Annotated in this window: 10 protein-coding genes; 9 read left to right on the top strand and 1 reads right to left on the bottom strand. The window is 73.2% G+C overall.

Annotated features, from left to right (window positions below; all coding sequences use genetic code 11):
- The first annotated feature begins 98 nt into the window (after window positions 1-98).
- The 3 genes from ACZ4SW_RS25895 to ACZ4SW_RS25885 all read left to right on the top strand — a co-directional run bounded on the left by ACZ4SW_RS25895 (window position 99) and on the right by ACZ4SW_RS25885 (window position 4928).
- A complete protein-coding gene (locus ACZ4SW_RS25895; protein ID WP_468250387.1) occupies window positions 99-2408 on the top strand; it encodes a HelD family protein in 2310 nt (769 codons plus the stop codon).
- A 425-nt stretch (window positions 2409-2833) separates the two neighbouring features.
- Complete coding sequence (locus ACZ4SW_RS25890) at window positions 2834-4261, top strand: NAD-dependent malic enzyme (RefSeq protein WP_468250385.1); 1428 nt, start codon at window positions 2834-2836, stop codon at window positions 4259-4261.
- Window positions 4262-4646: 385 nt separating this feature from the next.
- A complete protein-coding gene (locus tag ACZ4SW_RS25885; RefSeq protein WP_007498188.1) occupies window positions 4647-4928 on the top strand; it encodes an HU family DNA-binding protein in 282 nt (93 codons plus the stop codon).
- 443 nt (window positions 4929-5371) lie between these two features.
- Here the strand turns inward: ACZ4SW_RS25885 and murA are convergent, their stop codons facing one another.
- The gene (gene murA, locus ACZ4SW_RS25880) at window positions 5372-6712 is read right to left on the bottom strand and encodes a UDP-N-acetylglucosamine 1-carboxyvinyltransferase (protein WP_468250383.1); all 1341 of its coding nucleotides are present in this window, start codon (window positions 6710-6712) and stop codon (window positions 5372-5374) included.
- Between the two features lie 310 nt (window positions 6713-7022).
- On the opposite strand from murA, the gene ACZ4SW_RS25875 reads away from it, so the two are divergent.
- The 6 genes from ACZ4SW_RS25875 (at window position 7023) to ACZ4SW_RS25850 (ending at window position 14670) form a co-directional block, all read left to right on the top strand.
- The gene (locus ACZ4SW_RS25875) at window positions 7023-7595 is read left to right on the top strand and encodes a YqgE/AlgH family protein (protein WP_468250381.1); all 573 of its coding nucleotides are present in this window, start codon (window positions 7023-7025) and stop codon (window positions 7593-7595) included.
- A gap of 29 nt (window positions 7596-7624) precedes the next feature.
- A complete protein-coding gene (locus ACZ4SW_RS25870) occupies window positions 7625-7903 on the top strand; it encodes a DUF3039 domain-containing protein (RefSeq protein WP_468250378.1) in 279 nt (92 codons plus the stop codon).
- A gap of 202 nt (window positions 7904-8105) precedes the next feature.
- Window positions 8106-9731, top strand: a complete 1626-nt coding sequence (locus ACZ4SW_RS25865) for a beta-N-acetylhexosaminidase (protein WP_468250374.1) — start codon at window positions 8106-8108, stop codon at window positions 9729-9731.
- Window positions 9732-10010: 279 nt separating this feature from the next.
- Window positions 10011-10904, top strand: a complete 894-nt coding sequence (locus ACZ4SW_RS25860; protein WP_468250372.1) for an FAD binding domain-containing protein — start codon at window positions 10011-10013, stop codon at window positions 10902-10904.
- Window positions 10901-12367, top strand: a complete 1467-nt coding sequence (locus ACZ4SW_RS25855; protein ID WP_468250368.1) for a (2Fe-2S)-binding protein — start codon at window positions 10901-10903, stop codon at window positions 12365-12367. Before ACZ4SW_RS25860 ends, ACZ4SW_RS25855 begins: the two co-directional genes overlap by 4 nt.
- Window positions 12364-14670: a xanthine dehydrogenase family protein molybdopterin-binding subunit gene (locus ACZ4SW_RS25850; RefSeq protein ID WP_468250366.1), complete on the top strand. Its 2307-nt coding sequence runs from the start codon at window positions 12364-12366 to the stop codon at window positions 14668-14670. Before ACZ4SW_RS25855 ends, ACZ4SW_RS25850 begins: the two co-directional genes overlap by 4 nt.
- The last annotated feature ends 19 nt before the right edge of the window (window positions 14671-14689 follow it).

Here is a 14689-nt window from a genome sequence, read left to right as displayed (position 1 = left end):
CGCGGACCGACGTGTGCGGGGGCCGGGGCGAGCCGTAGCCTCCCGGGGTCCCCTTCGCGTACGGTGGACGGCTGCTCAGCACGTCAGAAGGGGGCCCGGTGGCCGCTCAGGTTCAACAGGAAACCGCGCTCGGCCCGGTCGGCAGGTCCGCGCACGACTCGCTCCGCGACCGGGAGATCAGCGTCGAACAGGAACACCTGGACCGGGTGTACCGGCGCCTCGAGGAGAAGATCCACGAGGCGGAGTTCCTGATGAACGACGCCGCGCAGCGCGGCCAGGTCGGCACCCCCGGGGCGCTCGCCGAGCGCGACGCCCAGGTGTTCCGGGCGGGCGTCCACCTCAACCGGCTCAACAACGAGTTCGAGGACTTCCTCTTCGGCCGGATCGACCTGCTGCTCGGCAAGGACGGCAAGAAGGGGCCCGACGGCGCGTACACGGCCGTCGAGCCCGCCGAGGGCGCGGTGCGCCCCGACAACACCGCCGACATCGCCGAGACCCTGCACATCGGCCGGATCGGCGTCCTCGACGAGGAGTACGCGCCCCTGGTCATCGACTGGCGGGCACCCGCCGCGGCCCCCTTCTACCGCTCCACCCCGGTCGATCCCGGACGGGTCGTGCGCCGCCGGGTCATCCGCTCCAAGGGACGCAGGGTGCTCGGCGTCGAGGACGACCTGATGCGCCCCGAGCTGAAGGCGACCCTGGACGGCCGCGAGCTGCCCGTGATCGGCGACGGCGCCCTGATGGCCGCGCTCGGCCAGGCCCGCACCCACACCATGCGGGACATCGTGGCCTCCATCCAGGCGGAGCAGGACCTGGTCATCCGCGCCCCCGCCGCCTCCGTGACCTACGTCGAGGGCGGCCCCGGCACCGGCAAGACCGCCGTCGCCCTGCACCGGGCCGCCTACCTGCTCTACCAGGACCGGCGCCGCTACGCGGGCGGCATCCTGATCGTCTCGCCCACCCCGCTGCTGGTCGCCTACACCGAGGGCGTCCTGCCGTCGCTCGGCGAGGAGGGCCAGGTCGCCATCCGCGCCATCGGCTCGCTCGTCGACGGCGTCGAGGCCACGCTCTACGACTCCCCCTCCACGGCCCGCGCCAAGGGCTCCTCCCGCATGCTCAAGGTGCTGCGGAAGGCCGCCCGCGGCGCCCTGGAGAGCGGTGACGCGCCGGACCGGCTGCGGGTCGTCGCCTTCGGCCGCCGGCTGGAGCTGGAGGCGGAGGAACTGGAGCGGATCCGGCGCACGGCCCTCACCGGCACGGCACCCGTCAACCTGCTGCGCCCGCGCGCCCGCCGACTGCTCCTGGACGCCCTGTGGGCGCAGTCCGGCGCGGCGAACCGGCACGCCGACCCCGAGCTGGCCGCCGAGCTGCGGTCCTCCTTCGACGAGGACATCACCTCCGAGGACTCCTTCACCGCGTTCCTGGACGCCTGGTGGCCGGAGCTGACCCCCGGGACCGTCCTCGCGGCCATGGCCGACGAGAGGCGGCTCGGCCGCTGGGCGCGGCGCGTCCTGACCCCCGGCGAGGTGCGCAGGGTCGCGCGCTCGCTGCGGCGGGAGGGGTACTCCGTGCACGACATCGCCCTGCTCGACGAGTTGCAGGCCATCCTCGGCCTGCCGGCCCGGCCGAGGAAGAGGCGCGAACTGGACCCGCTCGACCAGCTCACCGGGCTCGAGGAACTGATGCCGGTGCGCGAGGAGTCGCAGCGGGAGCGCGCCGAGCGGCTGGCGCAGGAACGCACCGAGTACGCGCACGTGATCGTCGACGAGGCGCAGGACCTCACGCCGATGCAGTGGCGGATGGTCGGGCGCCGCGGCCGGCACGCGACCTGGACCGTCGTGGGCGATCCGGCCCAGTCGTCCTGGTCCGATCCGGACGAGGCGGCCGAGGCCCGCGACGAGGCCCTCGGCACCCGCCCGCGGCGCCGCTTCACCCTCACGGTCAACTACCGCAACCCCGCCGAGATCGCCGACCTGGCCTCCAGGGTCCTCGCGCTCGCCATGCCGGGCTCCACCGCCCCCACGGCCGTGCGCTCCACCGGCGTCGAGCCGCGCTTCACCGTGATACGGGACGCGATGGCGCGGACCGTCCGCGAGGAGGCCGCCCGGCTCCTCGGCCTGGTCGACGGCACGGTCGGCGTCGTCGTCGCCATGAACCGGCGCGAGGAGGCGGCCCGCTGGCTGGACGGGCTCGGCGACCGGGTGGTGGCCCTCGGCAGCCTGGAGGCCAAGGGGCTGGAGTACGACGCCACGGTCGTCGTCTCGCCCGCGGAGATCGCCGACGAGAGCCCCGCGGGGCTGCGCGTGCTGTACGTGGCGCTCACCCGGGCGACGCAGCAGCTCACGGTGGTCTCCGGGGACCGGGACGAGCCGGACGCCGCCGGGGTGCCGGACCTGCTGCGGGACTGAGCGCCGGGGGCGGGAGCACCGCGGGCCGACCCGTACGGAAGATGAACTCTCGGCGCGGGAATGGCCATACGGGATCTGTTTGTTAGCCTGGATGTGGCACCGGCCCGATCCAAGCCCCCGGGCCCAACCTTAGTCGCTACGAGCGACCACTTGCCGCGAGGCGAGCATGGCGGGTCGGTGTCGCTGACGTGCCGAGAGGCCCGCGTCCTTCCGTGACGCGGGCCTCTCGTGCGTTGTGCGGCGCGCCTCTGCCACCACCCGAACGCCTCTCGTATCGTGGAAGTCGGTTTCCGGAATTGACCCGGGATGACGAACAAAACGTTCGCAAATCCGGGGCGACTACCAGGTACTCCCCGGTAGGTGCGACGATCGGACGGCATATCCGCGACACAACCGCGACCCGGTGAAAGCAGAGGAAGTCGGCCATGGCAACGGCGCCCAGCGTCTCCTACTCGATGACTATCAGGCTGGAGGTGCCCGCGAGCGGAACCGCCGTCTCGCAGCTCACCACCGCCGTGGAGTCCTCCGGGGGCTCGGTGACCGGCCTCGACGTCACCGCGTCCGGCCACGAGAAGCTCCGTATCGACGTCACGATCGCCGCCACCTCCACGGCGCACGCGCAGGAGATCGTCGAGCAGCTCCGCGGCATCGAGGGCGTCACGCTGGGCAAGGTCTCCGACCGTACGTTCCTGATGCACCTCGGCGGCAAGATCGAGATGGCGTCGAAGCACCCCATCCGCAACCGTGACGACCTGTCCATGGTCTACACGCCGGGTGTGGCGCGCGTGTGCATGGCGATCGCCGAGAACCCCGAGGACGCCCGCCGCCTCACCATCAAGCGCAACTCCGTTGCGGTCGTGACGGACGGCTCCGCCGTGCTGGGCCTCGGCAACATCGGCCCCAAGGCCGCGCTGCCCGTCATGGAGGGCAAGGCGGCCCTCTTCAAGCGCTTCGCCGGCATCGACGCCTGGCCGATCTGCCTCGACACCCAGGACACCGACGCGATCGTCGAGATCGTCAAGGCGATCGCCCCCGGGTTCGCCGGCATCAACCTCGAGGACATCTCCGCGCCGCGCTGCTTCGAGATCGAGGCGCGGCTGCGCGAGGCGCTCGACATCCCCGTCTTCCACGACGACCAGCACGGCACGGCGATCGTCGTCCTCGCCGCCCTGACCAACGCACTTCGCGTGGTGGGCAAGGAGATCGAGAACGTCCGCGTCGTGATGTCGGGTGCCGGCGCGGCCGGCACGGCGATCCTCAAACTGCTGCTCGCGGCGGGCGTGAAGAACGCGGTGGTGGCCGACATCCACGGTGTCGTGCACGCCGGCCGTGAGGACCTCGTGGACGCGGCGCCGGGCTCGGCGCTGCGCTGGATCGCCGACAACACCAACCAGGAGGGCCTGACCGGCACGCTGAGGGAAGCGGTGCGCGGAGCCGACGTCTTCATCGGCGTCTCGGCGCCCAACGTGCTCGACGGCGACGACGTGGCCGCCATGGCCGACGGCGCCATCGTGTTCGCGCTCGCGAACCCGGACCCCGAGGTGGACCCCGCAATCGCCCGTCAGACGGCGGCCGTTGTGGCCACCGGGCGCTCCGACTTCCCGAACCAGATCAACAACGTGCTGGTGTTCCCGGGCGTCTTCCGCGGTCTGCTCGACGCGCAGTCCCGCACGGTCAACACGGAGATGATGCTGGCGGCCGCGCAGGCGCTCGCGGACGTGGTGACCGAGGACGAGCTGAACCCGAACTACATCATCCCGAGCGTGTTCAACGACAAGGTCGCGGGCGCGGTCGCCGGAGCGGTGCGGGAGGCCGCGAAGGCGGCGGGCGAGTCGGCGACGGCGATCGACTAGTCCCGCACGGCTGTGACCATTGCCACGGTCGCGCCGACCGGCGCGTCGTGGAACCGGAGGCACCCGGCCGCCCTCTATGGTGGCGGCCGGGCTCGGACCCCCACGACCTGCGATCTGTCGCGGGAAACGGACGGCGCGTCACCGTGGCAAGGCGGTGGCGCCCTTCGTGTGACTCCCAAGGGTGTTCCTACGACTCCTACGGGTGCCGGATTGGCTTTCCCGCCGCAGGTGGGGGCAGGATGCGTCTTCGGGCGCGATGGGTCTGACGACGGACCCGGGTCCGGGGACTCACCGAGGACCCTGGCAGCATCGGCTTCGCCGTGCCCGACATGCGGCTCCGCCGCGTGGCACGCCTCAACGGCAAGAAGAACACGGGAGTAACAACATGAACCGCAGTGAGCTGGTGGCCGCGCTGGCCGACCGCGCCGAGGTGACCCGCAAGGACGCCGACGCCGTGCTGGCAGCGTTCGCCGAGACCGTCGGCGAGGTCGTCGCCAAGGGCGACGAGAAGGTCACCATCCCTGGCTTCCTCACCTTCGAGCGCACCCACCGTGCCGCTCGCACCGCGCGCAACCCGCAGACCGGCGACCCCATCCAGATCCCGGCCGGCTACAGCGTGAAGGTCTCCGCGGGCTCCAAGCTCAAGGAAGCCGCCAAGGGCAAGTGATCTTGCCGTTCGTACGCCACGGGACGGCGTACGACGCCGTGACGCCACGGGACGGCGCAGCAAGGCCGCCGCACCGCCACAGAGCGGCGCAGTGAGGCCCCACCTGCCGTACGGCGGCGTACGAGGCCTCACCGCCACGGGACGGCGTGACGAGGCCCTACCCGCCGTGGGACGGCGCGACCAGGCCGCGCCCGTCGCAGGACGGCGCGATGAGGCCGTACCGCCACGGGACGGCGAGTGACGAGGCCCGGCGAGCTCCTCGCGACGGCGTACGGGCCCAGCAAGGCCAAAGGGGCGGTCACCCGGATCGGGGTGACCGCCCCTTCGCATACGCGGAACGCCTCGCAAGGCCGCGTGACGGTACTCATCCGGGGGCAACCCCCGGACCCCCGGCCGCCGGTGCGTCGCCCTGGAGCGTCGCCCGCCGGCCGGGGAGGTGGCCGTCAGCCGAGTGCCTTGCCCGGCAGTTCCACCTTGGCACCCAGCTCCACCAGCTTCTCCATGAAGTTCTCGTAGCCCCGGTTGATCAGGTCGATGCCGTGGACGCGGGACGTGCCCTCGGCCGCCAGGGCCGCGATCAGGTAGGAGAAGCCGCCGCGCAGGTCGGGGATGACCAGGTCCGAGCCCTGCAGCTTCGTCGGGCCCGAAACCACCGCGGAGTGCAGGAAGTTGCGCTGCCCGAAGCGGCAGTCGGAGCCGCCGAGGCACTCGCGGTAGAGCTGGATGTGCGCGCCCATCTGGTTCAGCGCGGAGGTGAAGCCGAGGCGGGACTCGTACACCGTCTCGTGGATGATCGACAGTCCCGTCGCCTGGGTGAGGGCCACAACGAGCGGCTGCTGCCAGTCCGTCTGGAAGCCGGGGTGCACGTCCGTCTCCAGCGCGATCGACTTGAGCTGCCCGCCGGGGTGCCAGAACCGGATGCCCTCGTCGTCGATCTCGAACGCACCGCCCACCTTGCGGTAGGTGTTCAGGAACGTCATCATCGACCGCTGCTGCGCGCCGCGGACGTAGATGTTGCCGTTGGTCGCCAGTGCCGCCGACGCCCAGGACGCGGCCTCCAGCCGGTCCGGGAGGGCGCGGTGGGTGTAGCCGCCGAGCTTCTCCACACCGGTGATGCGGATCGTGCGGTCCGTGTCCATCGCGATGATCGCGCCCATCTTCTGCAGCACGCAGATCAGGTCCTCGATCTCCGGCTCCACGGCCGCGTTGGACAGCTCGGTGACACCCTCGGCGAGCACCGCCGTCAGCAGCACCTGCTCGGTCGCGCCGACCGACGGGTACGGCAGCCGGATCTTCGTGCCGCGCAGCCCCTTGGGCGCCTCCAGGTACTGGCCGTCCGCGCGCTTCTCGATGACCGCGCCGAACTGCCGCAGCACGTCGAAGTGGAAGTCGATCGGCCGGCCGCCGATGTCGCAGCCGCCCAGACCGGGGATGAACGCGTGGCCCAGGCGGTGCAGCAGCGGGCCGCAGAACAGGATGGGGATGCGCGACGAGCCCGCGTGGGCGTCGATGTCGGCGACGTTCGCGCTCTCGACGTACGTCGGGTCGAGCACCAGCTCACCCGGCTCCTCGCCCGGACGGACCGTCACACCGTGCAACTGCAGCAGCCCCCGCACGACGCGTACGTCGCGGATGTCGGGCACGTTGCGCAGCCTGCTCGGGGCACTGCCCAGCAGGGCGGCGACCATGGCCTTCGGTACGAGGTTCTTCGCACCGCGGACACGGATCTCGCCCTCGAGCGGGGTGCCGCCGTGGACAAGGAGGACATCGTCGTTGACGGTCATGAATCTCGCGTTCCGTGGAGTGGGGCAGGGGCCGAAGACGTAAGCGTAATGGCCGCGTACCCCCCTTCAGTAAGCCCAAGTGGCCTCAAGGAAGGTCATAGCTTTGCCACAACACGAGCCGTGCGTGACCGGACGCGAGCGGTTACCGGGGCGGCCCGTGCGCCCGCGCCGCGCCTTCGCGCCCCCCCGGTCCCCCGCCACCACCCTCGAAGGAGGCCCCACCAGGCCGCCTGTCCGATTCACGGCCGCATTCACCCGCGTACCCGCATAGCCTCCCCATCCGAAGGCAAGATGCGGGATCATGTCTGGCATGACCGAGGTGTCCTCGCTCACAGGGCGGCTGCTCGTGGCCACCCCCGCCCTGGCGGACCCGAACTTCGACCGTGCTGTGGTGCTGCTCCTCGACCACGACGAGGAGGGCTCGCTCGGCGTGGTCCTCAACCGCCCCACCCCCGTGGACGTGGGGGACATCCTGGAGGGCTGGGCGGCGCTCGCGGGCGAGCCCGGCGTCGTCTTCCAGGGCGGCCCCGTGTCGCTGGACTCGGCGCTCGGTGTCGCGGTGATCCCCGGCGGCGCCTCTCCGGACCACGCGCCGCTCGGCTGGCGGCGGGTGCACGGCGCGATCGGCCTGGTGGACCTGGAGGCCCCTCCGGAACTGCTCGCCAAGGCCCTGGGCTCGCTGCGCATCTTCGCGGGATACGCCGGCTGGGGACCGGGCCAGCTCGAGGACGAGCTGGTGGACGGGGCGTGGTACGTCGTCGAGTCGGAACCCGGCGACGTGTCGTCCCCGGCCCCGGAGAAACTCTGGCGCGAAGTGCTGCGACGCCAGCGCAGCGAGCTGGCGATGGTGGCGACGTACCCGGACGACCCTACGCTCAACTGATATCCGCGAGCTTCAGTACGCTTGGCCCTATGAGCACTCTTGAGCCCGAGCGCGGTACCGGTACGGGGACCCTCGTAGAGCCGACGCCGCAGGTATCGCACGGTGACGGCGACCACGAGCGCTTCGCCCACTACGTCCAGAAGGACAAGATCATGGCGAGCGCCCTGGACGGCACCCCCGTGGTGGCGCTGTGCGGCAAGGTGTGGGTCCCGGGACGTGACCCGAAGAAGTACCCCGTCTGCCCGATGTGCAAGGAGATCTACGACTCCATGGGCAGCGGCGGCGACGACAAGGGCGGGGACAAGTAGCCGGCCGGGCCGTGGCCTGATCTCCGCCGGGCCTCCGGGGCGCGTCCTGGCGCGTCCCGGAGGTCTTTGTGCCCGCGCACGGCATCCGGTCGGCGAAGCCCCGCCCGTGCACTCTCGCCAACGCCGCGGCCCGCCCGTACGGTGCCCTGGCCGGGATCCGCTTCCGTTTCCGGCGCCCGGTCGACCGGAAGGGCTGGATGCCATGGGCTTCGAGGATCTGATCCCGGCACCTCGCGAGGGCCGGTGGGGGCCGCCGCCGGGGCTGTTCGTGCTCGACGAGGAGACGGTGCTGTCCGCCGGGCCCGGCACCGAGGGCGTCGCACGCTGGATGCGCGCCGTCCTGGGCGCGGCCACCGGGCTGCCCTTCCGGGAGGGCCGCGAGGGCGGCGGCATCGTGCTGCGCGTCGACCCGGGCCTGGAACCGGAGGCGTACCGCATCGCCGTGGACGGACACGCCGTCCGCGTCGACGGCGGCAGCGCGGCCGGTGTCTTCTGGGGCGCGCAGACGTTCCGCCAGTTGCTGGGCCCGGAGGCCTTCCGGCGGGCGCCGGTGGATCCCGGCCGCCGTGAGTGGAAGGTGCCCGGCGTCGTCGTCGAGGACGCCCCCCGCTTCGGCTGGCGCGGCCTCCTGCTCGACGTCGCCCGGCACTTCATGCCCAAGGACGGCGTCCTGCGCTACCTGGACCTGATGGCCGCGCACAAGCTCAACGTCCTCCATCTGCACCTCACCGACGACCAGGGCTGGCGGCTGGAGATCAAGCGCCGTCCGAGGCTCACCGAGGTCGGGTCCTGGCGGGCGCGCACCAGATTCGGCCATCGCGCCTCGCCGCTGTGGGAGGAGAAGCCGCACGGCGGTTTCTACACCCAGGACGACATCCGCGAGATCGTCGCGTACGCGGCCGAGCGGCACATCACCGTCGTCCCCGAGATCGACGTCCCCGGGCACAGCCAGGCGGCCATCGCCGCGTACCCGGAACTCGGCAACCGCGACGTCATCGACACGGCCTCCCTCACGGTCTGGGACGACTGGGGCATCAACCCCAACGTACTCGCCCCCACCGACACCACCCTGCGGTTCTACGAGGGCGTGTTCGAGGAGGTCCTGGAACTCTTCCCGTCACCGTTCATCCACATCGGCGGCGACGAGTGCCCCAAGGACCAGTGGCGGCGCTCCCCGGCCGCGCAGGCGCGCATCGAGGAGCTGGGGCTCGCGGACGAGGACGAGCTCCAGGCGTGGTTCGTCCGGCACTTCGACACCTGGCTCACCGCGCGCGGCCGCCGGCTCGTCGGCTGGGACGAGATCCTCGAAGGGGGCCTCGCGGAGGGCGCGACCGTCTCCTCCTGGCGCGGCTACGCCGGCGGGATCACGGCGGCGCGCGCCGGCCACGACGTCGTCATGTGCCCCGAGCAGCAGGTGTATCTGGACCACCGTCAGGACGGCGGCGCCGACGAGCCGGTGCCCATCGGGTACGTGCGCACCCTGGAGGACGTCTACCGTTTCGAGCCGGTTCCGCCGCAGCTCACGCGCGAGGAGGCGCGGCACGTCCTCGGCACCCAGGCCAACGTCTGGACCGAGGTGACGGAGGATCAAGGGCGGGTCGACTACCAGGCGTTTCCCCGGCTCGCGGCGTTCGCCGAGGTCGCCTGGAGCGCGCTGCCCGCCCCGGCCGAGCGCGACTTCGCGGACTTCGAGCAGCGGATGACCGCCCACTACCGCCGCCTGGACGCCCTGGGGGTCGGCTACCGGCCGCCCACGGGGCCGCTGCCGTGGCAGCGGCGACCCGGGGTGCTCGGACGCCCGATCGAGGGTGCGCCCCCGAACGTGTGAGGTGGCGGCCGCAGGGCAGGCGAGGCGCCGGGTCGGCTGGAAACGTACCCCGGCATGGGAAAAGCAGTGCAAGGGGCGTCGAAAAGCTGCAATGGGCCCTGATCGGGGATGCCGTGGCAAAACGGGCGATCTCCCTGGTGAGAGGGGCGAATGCCTCCTAGCGGACCCCCGCGTCGGAGGCCGTGAAAGATGTGCCAGAGTTGCCACGTCCGCCCTGTCAGCACGTACGGTACGGCAACACAGGTGGGACCAGGTGGGCAGCGGGAAGGGGCAGCCGGTTTGACCACGCACGCACCGCAGGCGGCGCAGGCCGTGACGCTGCCCGCCTCACTGGACGAGGCCGTGGCGGCCCTCGCCGCCCATCCGGCCGCCGTTCCCGTGGCGGGCGGCACCGACCTCATGGCAGCGGTGAACTCCGGGCAGCTCCGGCCCGCCGCGCTGGTCGGTCTCGGCCGCATCAGCGAGATCCGCGGCTGGCAGTACCAGGACGGCCACGCGCTGCTCGGCGCCGGCCTCACCCACGCGCGCATGGGCCGCCCCGACTTCGCGGCCCTCATCCCCGCCCTCGCGGCGGCGGCGCGCGCGGCCGGACCGCCGCACATCCGCAACGCGGGCACCCTGGGCGGCAACATCGCGTCGGCCGCCCCCACCGGGGACGCGCTGCCCGTGCTCGCCGCCCTGGAGGCCACGCTGATCATCGCCGGCCCCGGCGGGGCGCGCCGGGAGATCCCGGTCTCGCACCTGCTGGCCGGCGTGGAGATGCTGCGCGCCGGTGAACTCATCGGCTACGTGCGCGTGCCGCTGCTGCACGCCCCCCAGGTCTTCCTGAAGGCGACCGGCCGCACCGGACCCGGGCGGGCGATGGCGTCGGTGGCGCTGGTGCTCGACCCGGCCCGGCGCGGGGTGCGCTGCGCCGTCGGCGCCATAGCGCCGATGCCGCTGCGCCCGCTGGAGGCCGAGCAGTGGGTCGCGCAGCTCATCGACTGGGACAACAACCGCGCGATCGTCCCGGAGGCCCTGAACGCGTTCGGGGAGTACGTCGCCGCGGCCTGCATCCCCGACCCGGTCCCCGCGGCGGACGGCACCGTGGAGCCGCTTCCGCCCGCCGTACTGCACCTGCGGCGCACCGTCGCCGCGCTGGCCCGACGAGCACTGGGGAGGGCACTGTCGTGACGGACGACCAGCACCCGGAGGACGCCCGCCGGCAGGGCACCAACGGCTCCTGGGAGCGGCTGCCGCAAGGGGACTACGACGACGGCGCCACCGCCTTCGTCCAGCTCCCGGAGGGCGGGATCGACGCCCTCCTCGCCTCCGACAGCCCGCTGGCCGCGCCGGGCCACGGCTATGTGCCGCCGACGTTCACCCCGCACGAGGACGCGGGCGCCGAGGGGCACGGCGGGACCTGGGGCGCGCCCGACGAGGGCGCCCACTGGCCGGCCGCGGCGCAGGACGCTGCGGGGGACCGGTTCACGTACAACCCGGGCGCGACCGGGCAGTGGAGCTTCGAGGAGGCCCAGGCCGCGCGGGAGCCCGCGCCCGGGCACGACGTCACCGGACAGTGGTCGATCCCGGTCGCGGGCGGCGATCTCCCGGACGAGTCGGGGGAGTTCACCACCTCGTCGCTCATCGAGCAGTGGGGCGGCACCCCGCCCGCGACGCTGCCGGGCGGTGCGCCCGCTCCCTGGGCGACGGAGACGGCCGGGCAGTCGCCCGAACAGGCGTGGCCGGGGCAGGAGACCGCCGCGGAGACGTCCGAGGAGGCCCCTGAGGAGCCGTCCGACGGGTCGTACGAGGCGACCGCGGCCGACGGGACTCCGGAGGCGCCCGAGGCGGCCCAGGAGCCGTCGGAGGCTTCCGATGCCGCCGACGCCTCCGGCCCCGAGGAGCCACCGGCTCCCGAAGCGGCCCAGGACCCCGGGTCCGACCCGGCGCCGGAGCCCGTCGGCGCCCAGGACCCGGCCCAGGACCCGCCGCAGGAGCAGGCCCCCGAGCCCGCGCCCCCGCACGACGAGCACCCCATGGCCTCGTACGTGCTGCGGGTGAACGGCGCCGACCGGCCCGTCACCGAGGCGTGGATCGGCGAGTCGCTGCTGTACGTGCTGCGCGAACGGCTCGGCCTCGCCGGTGCCAAGGACGGCTGCTCGCAGGGCGAGTGCGGCGCCTGCAACGTGCAGGTCGACGGACGGCTCGTCGCCTCCTGCCTGGTGCCCGCGGTCACCGCGGCCGGCAGCGAGGTCCGGACGGTCGAGGGACTCGCCGTCGACGGACAGCCCTCCGACGTGCAGCGCGCGCTCGCCCGGTGCGGCGCCGTGCAGTGCGGCTTCTGCGTGCCCGGCATGGCGATGACGGTGCACGACCTGCTGGAGGGCAACCCCGCCCCGACCGAACTCGAGGCCCGCCAGGCGCTGTGCGGCAACCTGTGCCGCTGCTCCGGCTACCGCGGCGTGCTGCAGGCCGTCCAGGAGGTCGTCGCCGAGCGGGAGGCGCACCGCACCGAGGGCGAGCCGGCAGCGGACGGCGACGAACCGCGCATCCCGCACCAGGCGGGCCCCGGAGAGGGCGGCGTCCACCTCGACGCGTTCGGCAACGTGGCCCACAGCGACCACCCCTACGGCCAGGACGGAGGCCAGGCGTGAGCAACGAAGCCGCCACCGCGACCACCGCCGCGGCGGCACCGGCCCCCGAGCCGCTGCCGCACGGCATCGGAGCCTCCCTGCCGTCCGCCGACGCCCGCGCCAAGACCGAGGGCACCTTCCCGTACGCGGCCGACCTGTGGGCGGAGGGCCTGCTGTGGGCCGCCGTCCTGCGCTCCCCGCACCCGCACGCGCGCATTCTGTCCATCGACACCCGGCACGCGCGCGAGATGCCCGGCGTGCGGGCCGTCGTCACCCACGAGGACGTGCCCGCGGGCGCGTTGCACGGACGCGGCACCGCCGACCGCCCCGTCTTCGCCTCCGACGTCGTACGCCACCACGGCGAGCCCATCGCGGCCGTCGCCGCCGACCACCCCGACACCGCCCGCATGGCGGCCGCCGCGGTCATCGTCGAGTACGAGGTGCTGGACCCGGTCACCGACCCCGAGCAGGCGTTCGAGGCCGAGCCGCTGCACCCCGACGGCAACCTGATCCGCCACATCCCGCTGCGCCACGGCGACCCGGACGCGGTCGGCGAGGTCGTCGTCGAGGGCCTGTACCGCATCGGCCGCCAGGACCCCGCGCCGATCGGTGCCGAGGCCGGGCTCGCCGTCCCCCGGCCCGACGGCGGCGTCGAGCTGTACGTCGCCTCCACCGACCCGCACACCGACCGGGACCGGGCCGCCGCGGTCTACGGCCTGGAACCGGAACGGGTCAAGGTCGTCGTCACCGGCGTGCCCGGCGCCACCGCCGACCGCGAGGACCAGGGCTTCCAGCTCCCGCTCGGACTCCTCGCGCTGCGGACCGGCTGCCCGGTGAAGCTGACCGCGACCCGGGAGGAGTCCTTCCTGGGCCACGTCCACCGCCACCCCACGCTGCTGCGCTACCGCCACCACGCGGACGCCGAGGGCAGGCTGGTGAAGGTAGAGGCGCAGATCCTGCTGGACGCGGGCGCGTACGCGGACACCTCCTCCGACGCGCTGGCCGCCGCGGTCTCCTTCGCCTGCGGCCCGTACGTCGTCCCGAACGCCTTCATCGAGGGCTGGGCCGTGCGCACCAACAACCCGCCGTCGGGCCATGTGCGCGGCGAGGGCGCGATGCAGGTGTGCGCCGCGTACGAGGCGCAGATGGACAAGCTCGCCAAGAAGCTGGGCCTGGACCCGGCGGAGCTGCGGATGCGCAACGTCATGGCGACCGGCGACGTCCTGCCGACCGGCCAGACGGTGACGTGTCCCGCGCCGGTGGCCGAACTGCTCGAGGCGGTCCGGGACTTCCCGCTGCCGCCGCTGCCCAAGGACACCCCCGAGGAGGAGTGGCTGCTGCCGGGCGGCCCGGAGGGGGCCGGCGAACCGGGCGCGGTCCGGCGGGGTGTCGGCTACGGCCTCGGCATGGTGCACATGCTCGGCGCGGAGGGCGCGGACGAGGTCTCCACGGCGACGGTGAAGGTGCAGGACGGCGTCGCCACGGTGCTGTGCGCGGCGGTGGAGACCGGCCAGGGCTTCGCGACGCTCGCCCGGCAGATCGTCCAGGAGACCCTGGGCATCGACGAGGTGCACGTGGCGCCGGTCGACACCGACCAGCCGCCGGCGGGCGCGGGCTGCCGGGGCCGCCACACCTGGGTGTCGGGCGGCGCGGTGGAACGCGCGGCGAAGATGGTCCGCACCCAGCTCCTCCAGCCCCTGGCGCACAAGTTCGGCATGTCCACGGAGCTGCTCCAGATCACGGACGGCAAGATCACGTCGTACGACGGGGTCCTGTCCACGACCGTGACGGAGGCCATGGACGGCAAGGAACTGTGGGCCACCGCGCAGTGCCGCCCGCACCCGACCGAGCCGCTGAACGAGACGGGCCAGGGCGACGCCTTCGTGGGGCTCGCGTTCTGCGCGGTCCGCGCGGTGGTGGACGTGGACATCGAGATCGGCTCGGTGCGGGTCGTGGAACTCGCGCTGGCCCAGGACGTGGGCCGCGTGCTGAACCCCGCGCAACTGGCGGCGCGGCTCGAGGCGGGGGTCACCCAGGGCGTGGGCATCGCGCTCACGGAGAACCTGCGCACGGCCCGCGGCGTGATCCGCCACCCCGACCTCACGGGCTACTCCCTGCCGACGGCCCTGGACGCCCCCGACATCAAGATCGTCAAGCTGGTCGAGGAACGGGACGTGGTCGCCCCCTTCGGTGCGAAGGCGGTCAGCGCGGTGCCCGTGGTCACCTCCCCGGCGGCGATCGCGTCGGCGGTCCGCGCGGCGACGGGCCGCCCGGTCAACCGCCTGCCGATCCGGCCGCAGGCGGCGGTGGTGACGACGCAGTGAGCTCGCCGCGAACCTGACC

The organism is Streptomyces sp. NPDC028331 (genome assembly GCF_055565775.1).
This window is presented reverse-complemented; position numbering and strand designations above follow the sequence as displayed.